This is a genomic window from Desmonostoc vinosum (genome assembly GCF_059505385.1).
In genome coordinates this window covers 1-14,627 of the sequence record NZ_JCACKM010000168.1, presented here as the reverse complement: position 1 = coordinate 14,627, position 14,627 = coordinate 1, and the positions used below count along the sequence as shown (strand labels likewise).

The following is a 14,627-nucleotide window of genomic DNA, read 5'->3' as shown; positions in this document are numbered from 1 at the left end:
CTTCCATTCCTGCTGCCTGTTAATCCTTTTTTGATAGGGGAGAGTGAAAAACTACTTAGTCTTTTGTCCATTAAAGATGAAGTAGCGTTGAATTACGGTTGATTGAGTATCAGCTAGCTTTGCCTGAATTGGTGGTTTATCTGGTCGCTTTAATGAAATCCTGTCAATATTGTGACCAAACTTAGATGCTTTTTCTAATCTCGAATGCAATAATCCATCCATTTTGGCTTGCAATACATCTAAGCGTTCCTGCCCTTGTGCTGATAAGTAACCATGCTTCGCCTGCAACTTTAGTCCTGTTGCCTCCATCTTTTGCTGATGGAAGTTTTCATCCTCAATTTTTTGCTCTGTCTTTTGTGCAGGATAAGCATCTCCAACTTGGCTACTAAACTTTCTAGATGCAAACTGTGAGGTTTTTTTTGGTATTGAAGATGTTGAGGTAAGTGATTTTTGAGTTTTTGACGATTTCATAAACCACCTTGTTTTTTAAAGTGATTTAATAATGTACAACAAAAATCTTACCATTGACTTTCTAAAGTAGAGTATGGTCAAGATCAGATGCGCTAACCCAGCCAGTACTTCTCGTTATTCCACGGAGGTTAACTTCGCTTATGTAGTAGCGAATTATATGAAACTGTTGGTTAATTCACGATGGGTTAAGATTGATTTGGGCTGATGGGTTAGACTCCCTATCAATTCGCTAACAGTCTGATTATATTCGCCCAAAACTTTTCAAACATCCTCTAAGCAACTTGCACAGCCTCTTGCATGAGGAGATTTTCAAAAGCAGTCATCACTCGTGTATAAAAACGTTGGCGGTGTTTGAGTTTCCAAACAGGCTGTACAATTTCCAACTTCTTGCTAGATTGTTTTTGCTGATCAATAACACGAACTGCATATAACGTTCCTAGTTGTAATTCTTTCTTCACCATTGACTCTGGAATAGCAGCCGCACCAACACCACTTTCGACAACTGCTTTCACCATTTCGCTAGTATTTAGGTGAAGTACAATATTCAAGTTACTAGGTTCAATTCCCCAACTTTGTAAGGCTTGGTGAAATATCTGTTGTGCGCCAGAACCAGACTCACGCATTACCCAGCCTGTGCTGAGTAATTCATCCAAATAAATTTCGTTACATTGAAACCAAGGGTGAGATTTACCGACTACAATCTGTAAGCGATCGCTTCCTACTTCGTTCTTTTCTAAAGAATTCTGCAAAGATGGTTTAACATCTCCTGTCACAAAACCCAAATCATACATACCAACAGCAGTTCCCTCGCAGATTTCTTCAGCATTTCCTAGCTTACAGTTGATATAAATGCCAGGATATAACTGTCTAAACTGGCTAATTTTTTCAGGCAACCAATAGTTACCAACTGTAAGACTTGCGCCTAACTTCAATTCTCCCCTTTGTAAATTATTCAATTCCCTCAAGCCACGTTCAGTTAACTCCACATGGTCAAGAATTTTCTGCGCTTCACCCTGCAATAACTTACCAGCATCTGTAATTTCAATATGCCGACCAATGCGATGAAATAACCTTACACCATATTCTGTCTCCAAGCTTTGGATTGCAGCACTTACTGCTGGCTGAGTGATATAAAGCGCTTCAGCTGCACGGGTAAAATGCAACAGTTCCGCAACGGCCAGAAAAATTCGCAATTGCTCCAGCGTCATTTTGCTTATTTACAAGCTTGAGTGAGTAGTGATTCTAACACAACAAAATATTATACGGTAAATTGAGCGGATATTTGTAGTTAATTTAAATAGGGAGTGGGGGAGAATTACGAATTACGAATTCCCATAAGTTCCATTTATTGATTTGACAAAAAAGACTGTTTGCTTTTATCGCTGGGCAGCCATAATCTGAAACTATGCCTTCAGCAAAAGAACCTTGGCTGAGGCAAATCACCAGTTCGACTCGTTTGTATTCGGACATTCATAAACTAAAAAATTTGCTGATGATTACAAAAACATAAACATCAATATAACTAACGCAAACATCATTTTGATCCCCCACTCCCCACTCCCCACTCCCGACCTCAAGGACACATCAAACATGAATGAGTTATTGACTGCTATCCCTACAGGACTGACTGCTTTTGTTGCCACCAATCTTGACGATATTGTCGTTCTATCGCTGTTGTTCTCACAAGTAAATACTTGCTTTCGCCGTCGCCACATCTTTATCGGTCAATATTTAGGTTTTAGTGCGCTAGTAGTTGCAAGTTTACCCAGCTTTTTTGGCAGATTTATCTTACCGGAATCTTGGATTGGATTACTCGGTGTTGTTCCAATCATCATTGGTATGACTCGCCTATTAAATCAAGAGGCTGATGAGGAAGAAGCTATAAACACCTCTGAATCTTCTCAATCTTGGTGGCACAACTTCTTATCCCCCCAAACCTATGGTGTCGCAGCACTCACAATCGCCAATGGTAGTGACAACATCAGTATCTATATGCCAATGTTTGCCACTGGTAGCCTCAATAGCTTACTTGTGATTTTGGCAGTGTTCTTCGTGATGGTGGGTGTATGGTGTTATGCAGCTTATTGCTTGACGCAGATTAATGCGATCGCATCTGCAATTACTCGCTACGGTAATTCACTGATTCCCTTCATTTTAATCGGATTAGGTGTTTCTATTTTGATGGAAAGCCACACTTTAGAAACTCCTACCTTAGTTCTGATAGTCTGTGCAAGTATCGGTTCTTATCTGTTAATTTTAACCAGGAATATATGGCGAGAAATCTACGGATTTTCTTTGGGATCACCGGAAGCTGATGCTTTGTCTAGAATTGAGCCAAAATAATTTGGTTAATATAAATTGTGTCAATAGATAGATGAAAAATTACTGACACAATATCTTAAATTAAGTAATTAGCAGCTAGTCAAAAAGTTTTTTATTTCACCAGGAGAAATGCATGAAATTGTTTAAAGTTAATCTTGTCAAAATTACTCTTGTTTGCTTATTACTACTAGCTAATTTACTGATTGCTCAGCCATCATGGGCAGGTAAGAAATACACCGAAGACCCAGACTACATTGAAGTTACCAAAGCACTAAAAACAGCATTGCAAGATAAACAAACTCAAGGCTCTACACCTGATTTACAGCAAAAAATTGCGAATCTACAGTTTCAGAAGTATATTATCGAAAATGGTGAAAAAGTTGGTATATGCCGGAATGAAACAGAAAAAACATTGCTAGTTTACGGTCAAAAACCCAAAAAATCCACCTTAACCTATGACAATGAGTTGTATCTGTTACCCGGCGGTGCAGAAACTGATGATGAGTGGGATTGTCAAGGCGTCTATATTCCTGGCCAAGTCACTACTGAAAGTCAGGAAGGCACACCAGCTACTGCTTTCAAGATTGTTCATGGAACTAAGTTAGTTGCTACAACTAACCCTCAAACCGGAGAAACTGAATTCAATCTTCCACCAGCAAGCATCCTGAAGTCTGGTGAAGCCAACTGGTTTATTCCTGATAACTTACAAGCTGCTCTTGATGCTGGAGTTACCAATGCTAGAATCAACGATTAAATAATTCGTAATTCGTAATGACGCGACGCTCCTGCGTCGCTAACGCTTCGCTATCGAGGACTCGCTACCGCTTCGCTAACGTAATTAAGTTTTGTGTTGGGGTTAAATCCCCAACACAGAACTTGGCGGTTATAGAACCGGGGGACTTAAACCCACGGAACTAGTTAAGTATTAGAAACGTGCCATGGCACGTCTCTAATACTGATTCCTATTGTAGAGACGAGCTATGGCTTGTCTCTATTAAAATATTTACTCAAATTGGTATATAAAGTATATAAATTGAATGATAAAATTAAAACTATTCGCATTCAGCAAAATATTAATTATTGAACTAAGATAAATATAATTTATTAATCATGCTAAGCTAAAAAACATCTAAATTACATAATCAAATTAAATAAAACTCTTGTGGGGTGGGCATCTTGCCCGCCCTAATTATGCAAGTTATATATGGAACAACTTAACAAAATCAAGATTCATCTCTCTGATTTATAGATATTATTGTTCACAAATCATTTAAAATTGTCATATTGAAGATTTTGCTCAGTCACTTAAAGATATAAATTCTATGAAAATAGAAGCAGAAAAATTAGAAACAAAGAAATTAGAAAAAATACAGAAGTATAGGTCTGACCGAGTTCGGGATCACTTAGCGAATGAACGCACTTACTTAGCGTGGATGCGTAGTGGTATTGCACTCATGGGTTTTGGTGTTTTGATCGTGCGGTTACGAATTATTCGTCCGCCATTAGCACCCCAACCTCCTGGTAGTGGGTGGAAGTTGGGTTTAGCATTCGCTGTCGTGGGTGTGTTGACAGTGTTATTATCAACCCAACATTATTTTGCCGTTCGCCGAGATATTGATGAGGATACCTATCAACCGCCAGATCGTTGGATATTGCTTGCGAGTCTAGCTGTGGTTCTGCTTGGTGTAGGAGTAATTTACTACGTCTTTACAGTTCCTCTGGATTATTTGCAAACTTATATGTTGGAGTAGTAGAGTGCATGGTGGGTGATCTATCTTGGAGCGATCGCTGTGGTAAATTTTTAACAGTGCTGTCTGTTTGCCCCATCTGATTAATCTCCACACTATGGAAATCAAACGATTGCAGGAACTTAAGCAAAAATTGACCAATGAAGCAGACCTTTCTCATATCTGGTCGTTTTATATGGATCATTTTGCGGATCATCCCGAATTCACTGATCTGGGTCAGCCTGCTTATAATGAATACCTAGATGCTATTCTCGATAAAACTTGTCAGCAAATGTTTGGCAAGGTAGTAAAAATTACTCATTTTTTCCTAATCTACATTCCAAAATATCGATTATTTCATGGCCCTTTCCAAGTTGAAGGACGTATTGGGGGTGTGATTTATTTCGAGGATATAAAAATTGGGTTACTTGCAGTGTCGGCGGATGATCCTCCTACTGATATGGTTAAGTATTCACGTTTTTCTGAGCTGATTCAACTGTCGCCACCTGATCGTAGCGATCGCAATTGAGACAAGCACAAAATATCAAGAATATTGGCGTTGCTGAATCTAGGGATGAATCTTGTAGGATGAGCATCTTGCCCACCTTAAAATACAAGGGGCGGGCGTCTTGCCCATCTACAAGAGTTAAGCTAAAAAACATCTAAATTACATAATCAAATTAAATAAAACTCTTGTGGGGTGGGCATCTTGCCCGCCCTAATTATGCAAGTTATATATGGAACAGCTTAGTTCAATCAACCTGACAAAGCCAAGATTCGTTTTCTATTCGTTCGGCGATCGGATGTTTGGCTGTAGATCCAGATTTGGATGTATCACAATACCATCCCTGCCAAGTTTGGGCAGCGAGTTGAGAAAAATTATCCCGCACTTGGAACCAAGTAGGATTATCTTCTCTACTCCATAGACTGCAAAGTAAATCTAAAACTTTCTCTGAGGTGTGGTTACTCATTGGATTTAATTTACTTTTGTTTGATTCATTTAACTGATCTTCTTCCTTGAAAACCCTGCTCAATCCCTCTGTTGTGCTGAAATTGCCCAGCTTCTTTGAACACCTCGAAATATTGAAAAGTGCATCACAAATCCGACGATTCAACCCTAAATACATAGACCCTTTAAGTGCTTTTAAAAAACACTCTAAAGCATTGGTAGGGTCATTTTGAATTAGGAGTAAATATTCGCCATCAAGCAAATGAATTTCTGAGAGAACTGCTTGGCAAAAATTATGACTGTGACCAAATGTTAAATCAGTTTTGGCAAGTTGATCGGCAAATTTGGATGCTTGTTTTGGCAAAGTATCATCTCCTAGCCTGATCCAAACTCGTCCTGCTAAAGCTAACCATCGAGACACTCGCTGAGTTAAACCAATACGTGATGCATAGTGAGCTGCTCTGAGAAAATATTCTGCGGCTTTTTCTAGCTTGCTTCTTTCGTCGCAAAGATAAAACTCTATGCGGGCAACATTCCCATAAATTTCAGACAGCGCTTGATAAATATCCAAACCAGGGTCTTTGTAGCAAGAACCTGGTTTAATTGCACCTCTAATCTTACTGTCCCATTGTTCTAATGCTAGCCATTGAATTCTTTTGCTAGATGTAAACAAATCTGGGTTATGTCCACAAGAAAGCTCATACAAATAAATTTCTGATTGAATTAAAGCTTGAATCGGTACAAGTTCTTGTTTGACTTCCTCGTCTGCCTCAAGGATTTGGTTAATTTCTTGAATTAGCAATCGTGCATTACTAATATTACCTTGAGCATTAGATAGCCTTAGCTCTAGTCGTTTTGCCTGAAGATAGCAGCGGTAGAAGTTGAGTCGATATGAAAAGTAAATTTTGTCTTTGGGAATTTTCTTTAATTCATCCCTAGCGGTATCAGCAATTCTCTTAATTTCGGTGGGGTTACATTCGTCACCAAGGTACTGAAATTTTTGAAAAGCCCTTCTTGCTTTGGTTACTTGCGTTCTCAACAGACACAGAGCCTTAAATGCTGAATTATAAATTTCTAAGTCGAGTTCGCCATTCCAGCTTTTATCTGCTAGCCATGATTTGGCAGCACAAACTATCGCTTGTGGAATAGTGATCATTGAGTCTCGATCAACCCAAATTCCCTGATAATGTGGTTTATTTCCCAGAATTACTGTTGTTTCAACTAAAGAATCAATACTACTATCTAAGGTTTTTGTGAATAGGGTGATTTTAGCTATTTCTTTAGTCAAGCCCATGTGTAGGCTGCAAGCACCGATCGCATTCTCCACCATAGTGTTGCTAGAGGTATACATCCATTCCAGAAATTCGCCTTTATTCTCACCATGGCTAAAGCTGCAAGTCACTACAGCCATAATCACTGGACTGAGGGAGTCAAGAGACTGTACCTCTAGTTGATTGGTTAAGCAGACATCTGGAGTACTTATCTCACACTCTGCCTGATTAGCAATCCTGACAAACTTATCGTATACTGAACTATATTCTGCTTCGTAACTGATTGACTGGGATAAAATTTTAAATTCTAATTTTTCAACTCTCAGGTGGAGTTTTACTGGATATTGAGATATCTGCTCTTTGATTGCAATGCTCAAAAAAAGTCCGATCGCCTCTTGCTGGCTGAAGCTTGTCTTACCTCCAGCTTTTAATCTCATCCAGGTTCGTTTTAGCTTATCAGTTATTTCCAGGCTCAGTTTTAAGCCTAGCGTTGGATAAGATTTCTGTAGGTTCTCAATCAAATACCTGAGAAAGTCATTATCTTGATATTCAGAACAGCCCCCAAAAAATTTTTTACTAGCAATTGCTATCTTGTTGCTAGCGATCGCTAAAAACTCTTGGGTTGTAGGCAAAAAATCTTCAAACTCCAAAAATTCAAGCAATGCAACTACTTGAGCAACTTGAAAAAACCTTTCTCGGTCTACTCTAATAATATTAGTGTTCTCCGGCAAGAAACCAGCAGACACCAGTAATTCATCAGATCCACTCTTTCCCAATAGCTGCCGTAGTTCGTCAGGATTAGATTCTATTTCTTGTCTAGCTTTTTCACCCTCTATTTTAGATTTTTTCTTAGATATCTTACGGTTTTGAAGCTTATCGCACAGATCAATCAAACTATTACGGTCAATCGGCAACCTTTGTTTTTTTTCCCTATTTAAAAAATTAATCACTACTGGCCGGCTAACACCCATCCCTTCTGAGAGTTCCACCTGTGTTGCTTCCATTTTGTCTAGGAAGAAGTAGAGCATCTCCCTGAGTGCTTCTTGATCTCCAGCATTTTCTCTGTTCATGTCCTTGATTTAATCTGTTCTACATTGTAAACTATATTGACATTAAATAACAAGTTAATCTATTTTTTGTAACCTGTAATACTAAAAATTAACTTTTGCTGATTAAATAATTTACGTGTAATTCAATAAATCAGTTTTGAGCAAAATTAATTAAATTTTGTATTTAAATATACAAAATGTTTGTTTTGTGTGTGTTTATTATTGACAGTACATATTTCAATTACAGAAGGTGTAAATTATGCCCCCTCCAGCAGTTGAGAAAATTCTCAATTACTGCGAAACGAGGATAGCTGGGTTTGAACAAACAAAAAACACTGGACAGATAGAAATTCGATGCTGCCTGAATCAAGGCCAGTGCAGAATCGAGTGCCGCTGTGGAGATTTTCGAGATTTCCTAATTCCATTAGAAGACCTAGCCGTCTGGAGAACGACTCCGCTGTCTAGACAGCGGGAAGCTTTAGAAACGATAGAACAGGTTCTAGCAATACTCAATAGTGCATTGCATGAGACTTTTGTTCTACAGCAAGGTTACGCAATTATTGCGATATGGCATCGTGGACATGACAGGCGATACGGATTTTGGTTTTCACCATCCGTAGTCCACGGAATTAAACCTTGCTGATTTAAGAGGTGGTGACACAGCTACACCTCATGGATTTTTGAGAACAATCTCGTCTAGTGTGAGAGTGATTCCAAACAACTTAATCAATTTTTGTTAACAGATCATCGAACGATGGGAATAACCACGGCGGATGTTGCTGAAGCTTTAGCTTTGCACATCCGTTGTTTTGTTTATAGCAACGAGAGCAAATTAATTAATAGCTTGGAGAGCAAAAAATGCATCTATTGAACAAATCTTTGACCTATTTAGCTTTGCTAATTATTTTTGTAGCCGTACTAACTAACTTTGATGGCACTGTTAATGTCGAAGCTACATCTTCAGGTTTACAAGTACGAGTGAACAATGATTCTGCCAAGTGTCCAATTAAAAACCCTTCGCTTCACAACAAGAAGTATAAAAGGAAAGGTTATAGGTGAGTTATACCGTTTTACTAGAATTACAGACAAATCATTTGTATGAGATATTTCGTGAAAGTTCATATTGGAGTTTATAGCCATGACAAAAAATCACTATAGTCGTTTATTCAAGTTGACTACCAAATTCCTCAAATATTTCTTGCTATCACTATTTTGGTTTGCGATCGCTTACATTGTATCAATCAGTTTTGGAGCTTTGAATGTTTTCGCAGTGTTGTTATCCTTTGTAGGACATTGGTTTTATAAACTGGGAGTTATCCTGTTGTGCTTGATCACAATTACCATCATCTTAGAATCACTGCGTTAGGAGATGAGGGAGTGAGGGAGGCAGGGGAGAAATACCTCTTCCCAATTCCCTATTCCCCCTTCCTGTCCAAAATCGTCCCTTCTATATTCGCACCCTCTAAATTTGCACCACTTAAGTTAGTCTGGTGCAAATCTGCTTGTGTGAGATTTGCTTGAGTCAGATCAGCTACTGTTAAATCTGCTTTGCTTAAATCTGCTTTATCTAAATTTGCAGCTTGCAAATTTGCTTGTTGTAATTCCGCTTCGCTGAGGTTGGCTTTAATTAACTTAGCAACTGTCAAATTAGCCTGACTCAAATTTGCCCCATCTAAAACTGCCCCCTCTAAAATGGCTCCATCTAAGATTGCTCCACTTAAGCTACTGTTGCTAAGGTTTGCATTACTTAAATTAGCTCCATTTAGATCTGCCTCGATAAAACTAGTGTTAGCTAAGTTAGCATGGCTCAAATTGGCTCCATCCAAGATGGCCTTATCTAAAATTACACCGCTGAGATTAGATTCTCTTAAGTCTGCCTCACTCAGGTTCGCACCTGTAAAATCTCTTACACCTGCGGCATAATTTTTTAAGAGTTCGTCTGCTTTCATAATCTGTTTTCCTAATATCTGTTGCTTTGCCAAGAAGGATTTATTTGATGCAATCTAGGCTATACAAACAGGTAATAGTAATCTGCACAACTAATATGTGCTAGAACACATTTAGCTAATTTAGCTTTATTAAATTTCTTAAACTACTACCCAAAGATATTAATTAATTTCATACTTAAGAGGGTTATTCTTAGGACTTACGCATTAACAGAAAATTCCAAATGTGGATGAGTTAAAAAACTACAAATTACTTGTTGCACCCAACTGAAGCGCGTAGAGATTGGCATAGACGCCTTGCTGGTCAATAAGTTGTGCATGAGTGCCCTGTTCTACAATTTGCCCTTGTTGAATCACCAAGACTTGATCGGCTTGAGTAACGGTGCTGAGGCGGTGGGCAATTACAAAGCTAGTACGACCTTGCAACAAGCGGGCGATCGCAGTTTGCACAAGTGCCTCTGTACGGGTATCTATACTACTAGTAGCTTCATCGAGAATCAAAATTCGAGGATTGATTAAGACTGCACGGGCTATACTTACGAGTTGGCGCTGTCCTTGACTCAGAGGCGCACCTCGTTCTCCCAATTGAGTTGAGTAACCTTGTGGTAGCGAGGTGATTAATTCATGCACATTCGCCAATTGTGCAGCCGCTTCGATTTCGGCTTGCGTAGCTTGTGGACAACCAAAAGCAATATTTTCAGCGACAGTACCACTAAATAGAATGTTGTCTTGGAGAACAATGCCTATTTGACGGCGGAGACTGGCTTGAGTAACACTACGTATATCAATGCCATCAATTTTTACTGCACCGTCCGATACATCGTAGAAACGTAATATCAGGTTAATAATCGTACTTTTGCCGGAACCAGTCGGCCCTACTAACGCCATCATCTGTCCTGGATAGGCGTGTAAATTTACTCCTTTAAGCACCAATTGCTCTGGGTTATAGCCAAACTTGACATTCTCGAATGTCACCTCACCTTGGATAGGCGGCATTTCTGTGGCGTTAGGTGCGTCTTGGAGTTGCGAGGGTTCATCCAACAACATGAAAATTCTCTCTAATCCAGCAAAGGCAGATTGAGCTTGCGTATAAAACTGGCTGAGGATTTGAATAGGGCGGAAGAACTGCTGCACATAAAGTAAAAAAGACGTGACTACACCTACTGTTGCTGCTTTTGTGACAGCAAGATAGCCGCCATAGGCTAGTACACCCGCAGTTGCTAGTGTGTTGAGAAAATCAATCGATGGCAAAAAAGCAGCAGTAATGATCACAGCTTGGACATTGGCATCACGGTTGGCAGCGTTGAGAATGTCGAACTCTGCAATATTGGTTTGCACACGGTTAAATGCTTGTGCTTCTCGGACACTGCTAATATCTTCTTCTAGCTTGGCGGAAAGTTCTCCGATTGTCTGACGCGTAACGCGAAATCTCGCTCTTGCCCAACGTGCAAATAAGCTAGTGGTAAAAATCATCATTGGTACAACTAGGTTGCTTAACAAGCCGAGTTGTAAATTGATTGCGAGCATGGCGATGACAATGCCAATCAAACTAAAAATATTGCCTAGCATTTGGGCAATGGTCTGTCCAAATGCCTGATTTACAGTGCTGACATCATTCAACAGACGGCTCATCAAATCGCCTGCTTCGCTGCGGTCAAAAAAGCTCAGTGGTAGACTCTGAATTTTAATAAAAATATCTTGCCGCAACTGAGCCAGCAATCGTTGCATAATCCAACCGACCCGAATAATTTGACCCCGAATTGCCCAAACACCAATCCCATAGATCAGCGCTAATAGTGCTAATAGCCACAGCAAACCAGGCAAATTCTTTTTGGCAATCAGGTAATCAATTGACCAGCCAAGTAAGAATGGCCCAATTGCCAGGGTTGAAGCACCGATCAAAACTAATGTCAAGGCAATGGGAATTTCTTTACGGTAGGGTCGCAAGTACTGTATGAAGCGCTGTAAGGTCGAGAGTTGATTAGTTGCTTGCTCGGATACCCCAACCGGGCTTGTACCTCTCATTTCGACTCCTTTTGTTTGACTTGAGATTCCAAAATCACACCGTAGAGGGGGCTTGTTTGCATTAATTCGTCATGAGTGCCTTGAGCCACCAATTGTCCTTTATCCATGAGAAAAATACGATCAGCATTCTTGACAGTACTGATGCGTTGAGCCACAACAAAAGTTACACAAGCTTTTTGCTGCATGAACTCATCAAGTGCGGCTTGAATTTGAGCAGCTGTTTTGGCATCCACAGCAGAGGTACTGTCATCCAAGATGAGAATACTATAGTCTGTTAATAAGGTGCGGGCGATCGCGATCCGTTGCTTTTGTCCACCAGATAAACCTATGCCGCGTTCACCCACAATCGTTTCGTAGCCATCGGGTAAGTCAGTAATGAAATCATGAATTTGTGCAGTTTTTGCCACCTCAGTTACTTGTTCTATGGTGGCATTTGGTTTGGCATAGGCAATATTTTCGCGGATAGTGCCAGAGAACAGGGTGGTTTCTTGAAATACAATACCAATGTGCGCTCTGAGACTTTTAAGCGTAAAGTCCCTGACATCCCGCCCATCAATGCGAATTGCTCCCTTAGTGACATCATAAAAACGGGGAATCAAGTTCATAATTGTACTTTTCCCGGAACCTGTCATCCCTAAAATAGCGATTAGTTCCTTGGGCTTGGTTTCAAAGGAAACATTTTGCAGAGTTTCAGTCTTGGCTCCTGGATAGCGAAAGCAGACATTCTCAAACGTAATCCTACCACCACAGGTATCAAATGAGATGGAGTTGGGGCGATCGCAAATTTCCACTTCAGCATCCACCACTTCGTAAACTCGTGCAGCAGAGGCTGCGGCTTGGGCAATTGCCGGTGCTGCAAAACCAATCAGCAAAATTGGTTGGAAAACCAATACTAAATAGGAGTTAAATGCTACCAGTTCCCCAATAGAGAATCTGCCACCAATGACCTTGGCTCCGCCATAGCCAAAAACTGCTAGAGTCACCAAATTACTCAGCAAAAAGATCAACGGAAAGATATCACGGATGGCGCGAATCGTTTTCATATTAGCCATGACTAGAGCATCATTAGAGATCGTGTAACGCGACCTCTCGGCAGATTCCCGTACAAAAGCCTTGACAACTCGTATCCCCACTAAGTTTTCTTGCAATACAGCATTCAGGTCGCTCAATTGGTCTTGTATCTGGCGGAACAAGCGATCATTGCGACTCACAAATCGCGCCATTAACCAACCTGTTATAGGTACTGCCGTTAAGGTAATCAGCGCCAATTCCCAATTCATCACCAGTAAAATTACTGCCACACTTACCAATGTCACAACTGCACCGATGACTTGAATCAGGTTGGTACCAACAAATGTACGGATTTGCTCGATATCACTGGTGACGCGGGTTAGCAGTTGGGAAGTTTGTGATTGGTCGTGATAGCTGAAACTCAAATTTTGAATTTTGTGGAAAATTTTGTTACGTAGGTCGTAAGCAACTCCTTGAGAGGCAGTTTCCGCCAAATAACTCTGTCCAAAGTTAAACAGACCACGAGCGATCGCAGCAACTACCATCCATGCAGCGCTGTCAAGTACTATCTGCAAGTTCTGCTGAGCAATACCTCGATCAATTCCCCATCGAAATAGTTGGGGAGTAATTGCATTAGCAACTGTTAAGAGTAATAAACTACCCAAAGCTCCTAATGAGACCCATCGGTAATTGCTTAAACTTTGCAATACACGCTGGATTGCTCGCATTGAGGAATTTTCTGAAAGTTCTGGTTGTTGCACCAATGGTATCTACCCCTTCCATAATTTTTCCGTTGATTACCCAATCCCCCACTCCCTTATGGGTAGGTTTTTTAGATTTCGCGTTTTGGTTGACGCAAAGACGCGGAGACGGGGAGACGCGGAGAAAGATTTCGGAACGGAAAAATAGGCTTTTTCAGACTGAATATGAAAAACCTACCCTTGAAAGATCCCCTACTCCCCACTCCCCACTCCCCACTCCCTTTACTTTTTAAAGCTTTTGTCCTTTAAGGGTGCGGTAGTGCAAAAACAACTCGCTGCCTACCTGACGTGTTTCAATCAGTTCAAGATGAGGTGCTATCGCAGGAATAAAACCCTCTCCTTCCACAGGGCTAGGTGCGTGTTGACCTCCATAAATGATGGGCCAAATTGTCAACCACCAATCATCAATGCGTCCTGCTTGCAATAAAGCGGCCGTCAAAGAACCGCCTCCTAAAGCTACAACTTTGCGGATACCCCGCTCTGCCATGATGGTGTAAGCTCGATTCCAGTCTAAATCTGTGTCCCCCAACTCGATTAAGTCAGCCAGTTTGGATATAGTCGTCGCCTCAGCATTGCTTTCCACACCGGCCCTTGTCGTCAAGATCCACCGCTCAACATCTTGCTTGAAAAAAGATAGGGTTGATGGTATGTTGAGCGATCGCGAGACCACACAGCTTATTGGTTGGTCAGACTGGCCCCGAACTTGACGCCCTGCGAGCAGTTCAAGATCGTTAATTGTAAAAGTTCCTGACTCTGCCCGAATCGTCCCTGCTCCCACCAATACTAAATCTGCAAGAGAAACTTGATATTCTAAATGTGCATAGTCGATTGCGTCGAAATCACGAGGCGCTGTTGGGTCTTCTGGGCTAATTTTTCCATCAACTGTCATGGCAAGAACCACAGTTGTTTGGATGGTTGTCATGATTATTTCTCAGTATCACCTATTTGGCTTTCTTATTCTACCGAAACAGCCTCAGTAGGGGCAGGGTTGCAGAGTTCCAGTGTTGCTCTTTCCTTAATAATCAGTATCAAATTTTAACCCTTAGACCTCTTGCAAAAGTCGGATACTCGCCAGAAAATAAATTTTCTGGCTGA

At 40.6% G+C, this 14,627-nt stretch carries 14 protein-coding genes; 7 read left to right on the top strand and 7 right to left on the bottom strand.

Annotated elements, in window-relative coordinates; translation table 11 throughout:
- Nucleotides 1-51: 51 nt before the first annotated feature.
- Nucleotides 52-471: a hypothetical protein gene (locus AC5JMF_RS22505; protein WP_495797939.1), complete on the bottom strand. Its 420-nt coding sequence runs from the start codon at nt 469-471 to the stop codon at nt 52-54.
- 272 nt (nt 472-743) lie between these two features.
- Nucleotides 744-1,679 (bottom strand): LysR family transcriptional regulator, encoded by a 936-nt coding sequence (locus AC5JMF_RS22500; protein ID WP_495797938.1) that lies wholly within the window; start codon nt 1,677-1,679, stop codon nt 744-746.
- 382 nt (nt 1,680-2,061) lie between these two features.
- Between AC5JMF_RS22500 and AC5JMF_RS22495 the strand changes: the two genes are divergently transcribed.
- The 4 genes from AC5JMF_RS22495 to AC5JMF_RS22480 all read left to right on the top strand — a co-directional run bounded on the left by AC5JMF_RS22495 (nt 2,062) and on the right by AC5JMF_RS22480 (nt 5,049).
- Entirely contained in the window at nt 2,062-2,814 is a 753-nt protein-coding gene (locus tag AC5JMF_RS22495) for a cadmium resistance transporter (RefSeq protein WP_495797937.1), read from the top strand.
- Nucleotides 2,815-2,926: 112 nt separating this feature from the next.
- A complete protein-coding gene (locus AC5JMF_RS22490; protein ID WP_495797936.1) occupies nt 2,927-3,547 on the top strand; it encodes a hypothetical protein in 621 nt (206 codons plus the stop codon).
- Nucleotides 3,548-4,115: 568 nt separating this feature from the next.
- Nucleotides 4,116-4,544, top strand: coding sequence for a YidH family protein (locus AC5JMF_RS22485; RefSeq protein WP_495797935.1), 429 nt, complete (start codon nt 4,116-4,118; stop codon nt 4,542-4,544).
- Nucleotides 4,545-4,638: 94 nt separating this feature from the next.
- On the top strand, nt 4,639-5,049 hold the full coding sequence (locus AC5JMF_RS22480) for a hypothetical protein (RefSeq protein ID WP_495797934.1): 411 nt from the start codon (nt 4,639-4,641) through the stop codon (nt 5,047-5,049).
- A gap of 223 nt (nt 5,050-5,272) precedes the next feature.
- Here the strand turns inward: AC5JMF_RS22480 and AC5JMF_RS22475 are convergent, their stop codons facing one another.
- On the bottom strand, nt 5,273-7,810 hold the full coding sequence (locus tag AC5JMF_RS22475; RefSeq protein WP_495797933.1) for a hypothetical protein: 2,538 nt from the start codon (nt 7,808-7,810) through the stop codon (nt 5,273-5,275).
- Nucleotides 7,811-8,048: 238 nt separating this feature from the next.
- Here AC5JMF_RS22475 and AC5JMF_RS22470 point away from each other — a divergent pair, with 238 nt between their 5' ends.
- The 3 genes from AC5JMF_RS22470 to AC5JMF_RS22460 all read left to right on the top strand — a co-directional run bounded on the left by AC5JMF_RS22470 (nt 8,049) and on the right by AC5JMF_RS22460 (nt 9,155).
- Nucleotides 8,049-8,432 carry a hypothetical protein gene (locus AC5JMF_RS22470; protein WP_495797932.1) on the top strand — a complete coding sequence of 128 codons (384 nt, stop codon included), beginning with the start codon at nt 8,049-8,051 and terminating at the stop codon, nt 8,430-8,432.
- Nucleotides 8,433-8,647: 215 nt separating this feature from the next.
- Entirely contained in the window at nt 8,648-8,848 is a 201-nt protein-coding gene (locus AC5JMF_RS22465; protein ID WP_495797931.1) for a hypothetical protein, read from the top strand.
- 79 nt (nt 8,849-8,927) lie between these two features.
- Nucleotides 8,928-9,155: a hypothetical protein gene (locus tag AC5JMF_RS22460; protein ID WP_495797930.1), complete on the top strand. Its 228-nt coding sequence runs from the start codon at nt 8,928-8,930 to the stop codon at nt 9,153-9,155.
- A 49-nt stretch (nt 9,156-9,204) separates the two neighbouring features.
- Here the strand turns inward: AC5JMF_RS22460 and AC5JMF_RS22455 are convergent, their stop codons facing one another.
- The 4 genes from AC5JMF_RS22455 to AC5JMF_RS22440 all read right to left on the bottom strand — a co-directional run bounded on the left by AC5JMF_RS22455 (nt 9,205) and on the right by AC5JMF_RS22440 (nt 14,454).
- Nucleotides 9,205-9,738, bottom strand: a complete 534-nt coding sequence (locus AC5JMF_RS22455) for a pentapeptide repeat-containing protein (RefSeq protein WP_495797929.1) — start codon at nt 9,736-9,738, stop codon at nt 9,205-9,207.
- A gap of 240 nt (nt 9,739-9,978) precedes the next feature.
- Entirely contained in the window at nt 9,979-11,760 is a 1,782-nt protein-coding gene (locus AC5JMF_RS22450) for an ABC transporter ATP-binding protein (RefSeq protein ID WP_495797928.1), read from the bottom strand.
- A complete protein-coding gene (locus AC5JMF_RS22445) occupies nt 11,757-13,535 on the bottom strand; it encodes an ABC transporter ATP-binding protein (RefSeq protein WP_495797927.1) in 1,779 nt (592 codons plus the stop codon). The genes AC5JMF_RS22450 and AC5JMF_RS22445 overlap by 4 nt, the downstream gene beginning before the upstream one ends.
- Nucleotides 13,536-13,761: 226 nt before the next feature.
- Nucleotides 13,762-14,454, bottom strand: a complete 693-nt coding sequence (locus AC5JMF_RS22440; RefSeq protein ID WP_495797926.1) for a RibD family protein — start codon at nt 14,452-14,454, stop codon at nt 13,762-13,764.
- Between the last annotated feature and the right edge of the window lie 173 nt (nt 14,455-14,627).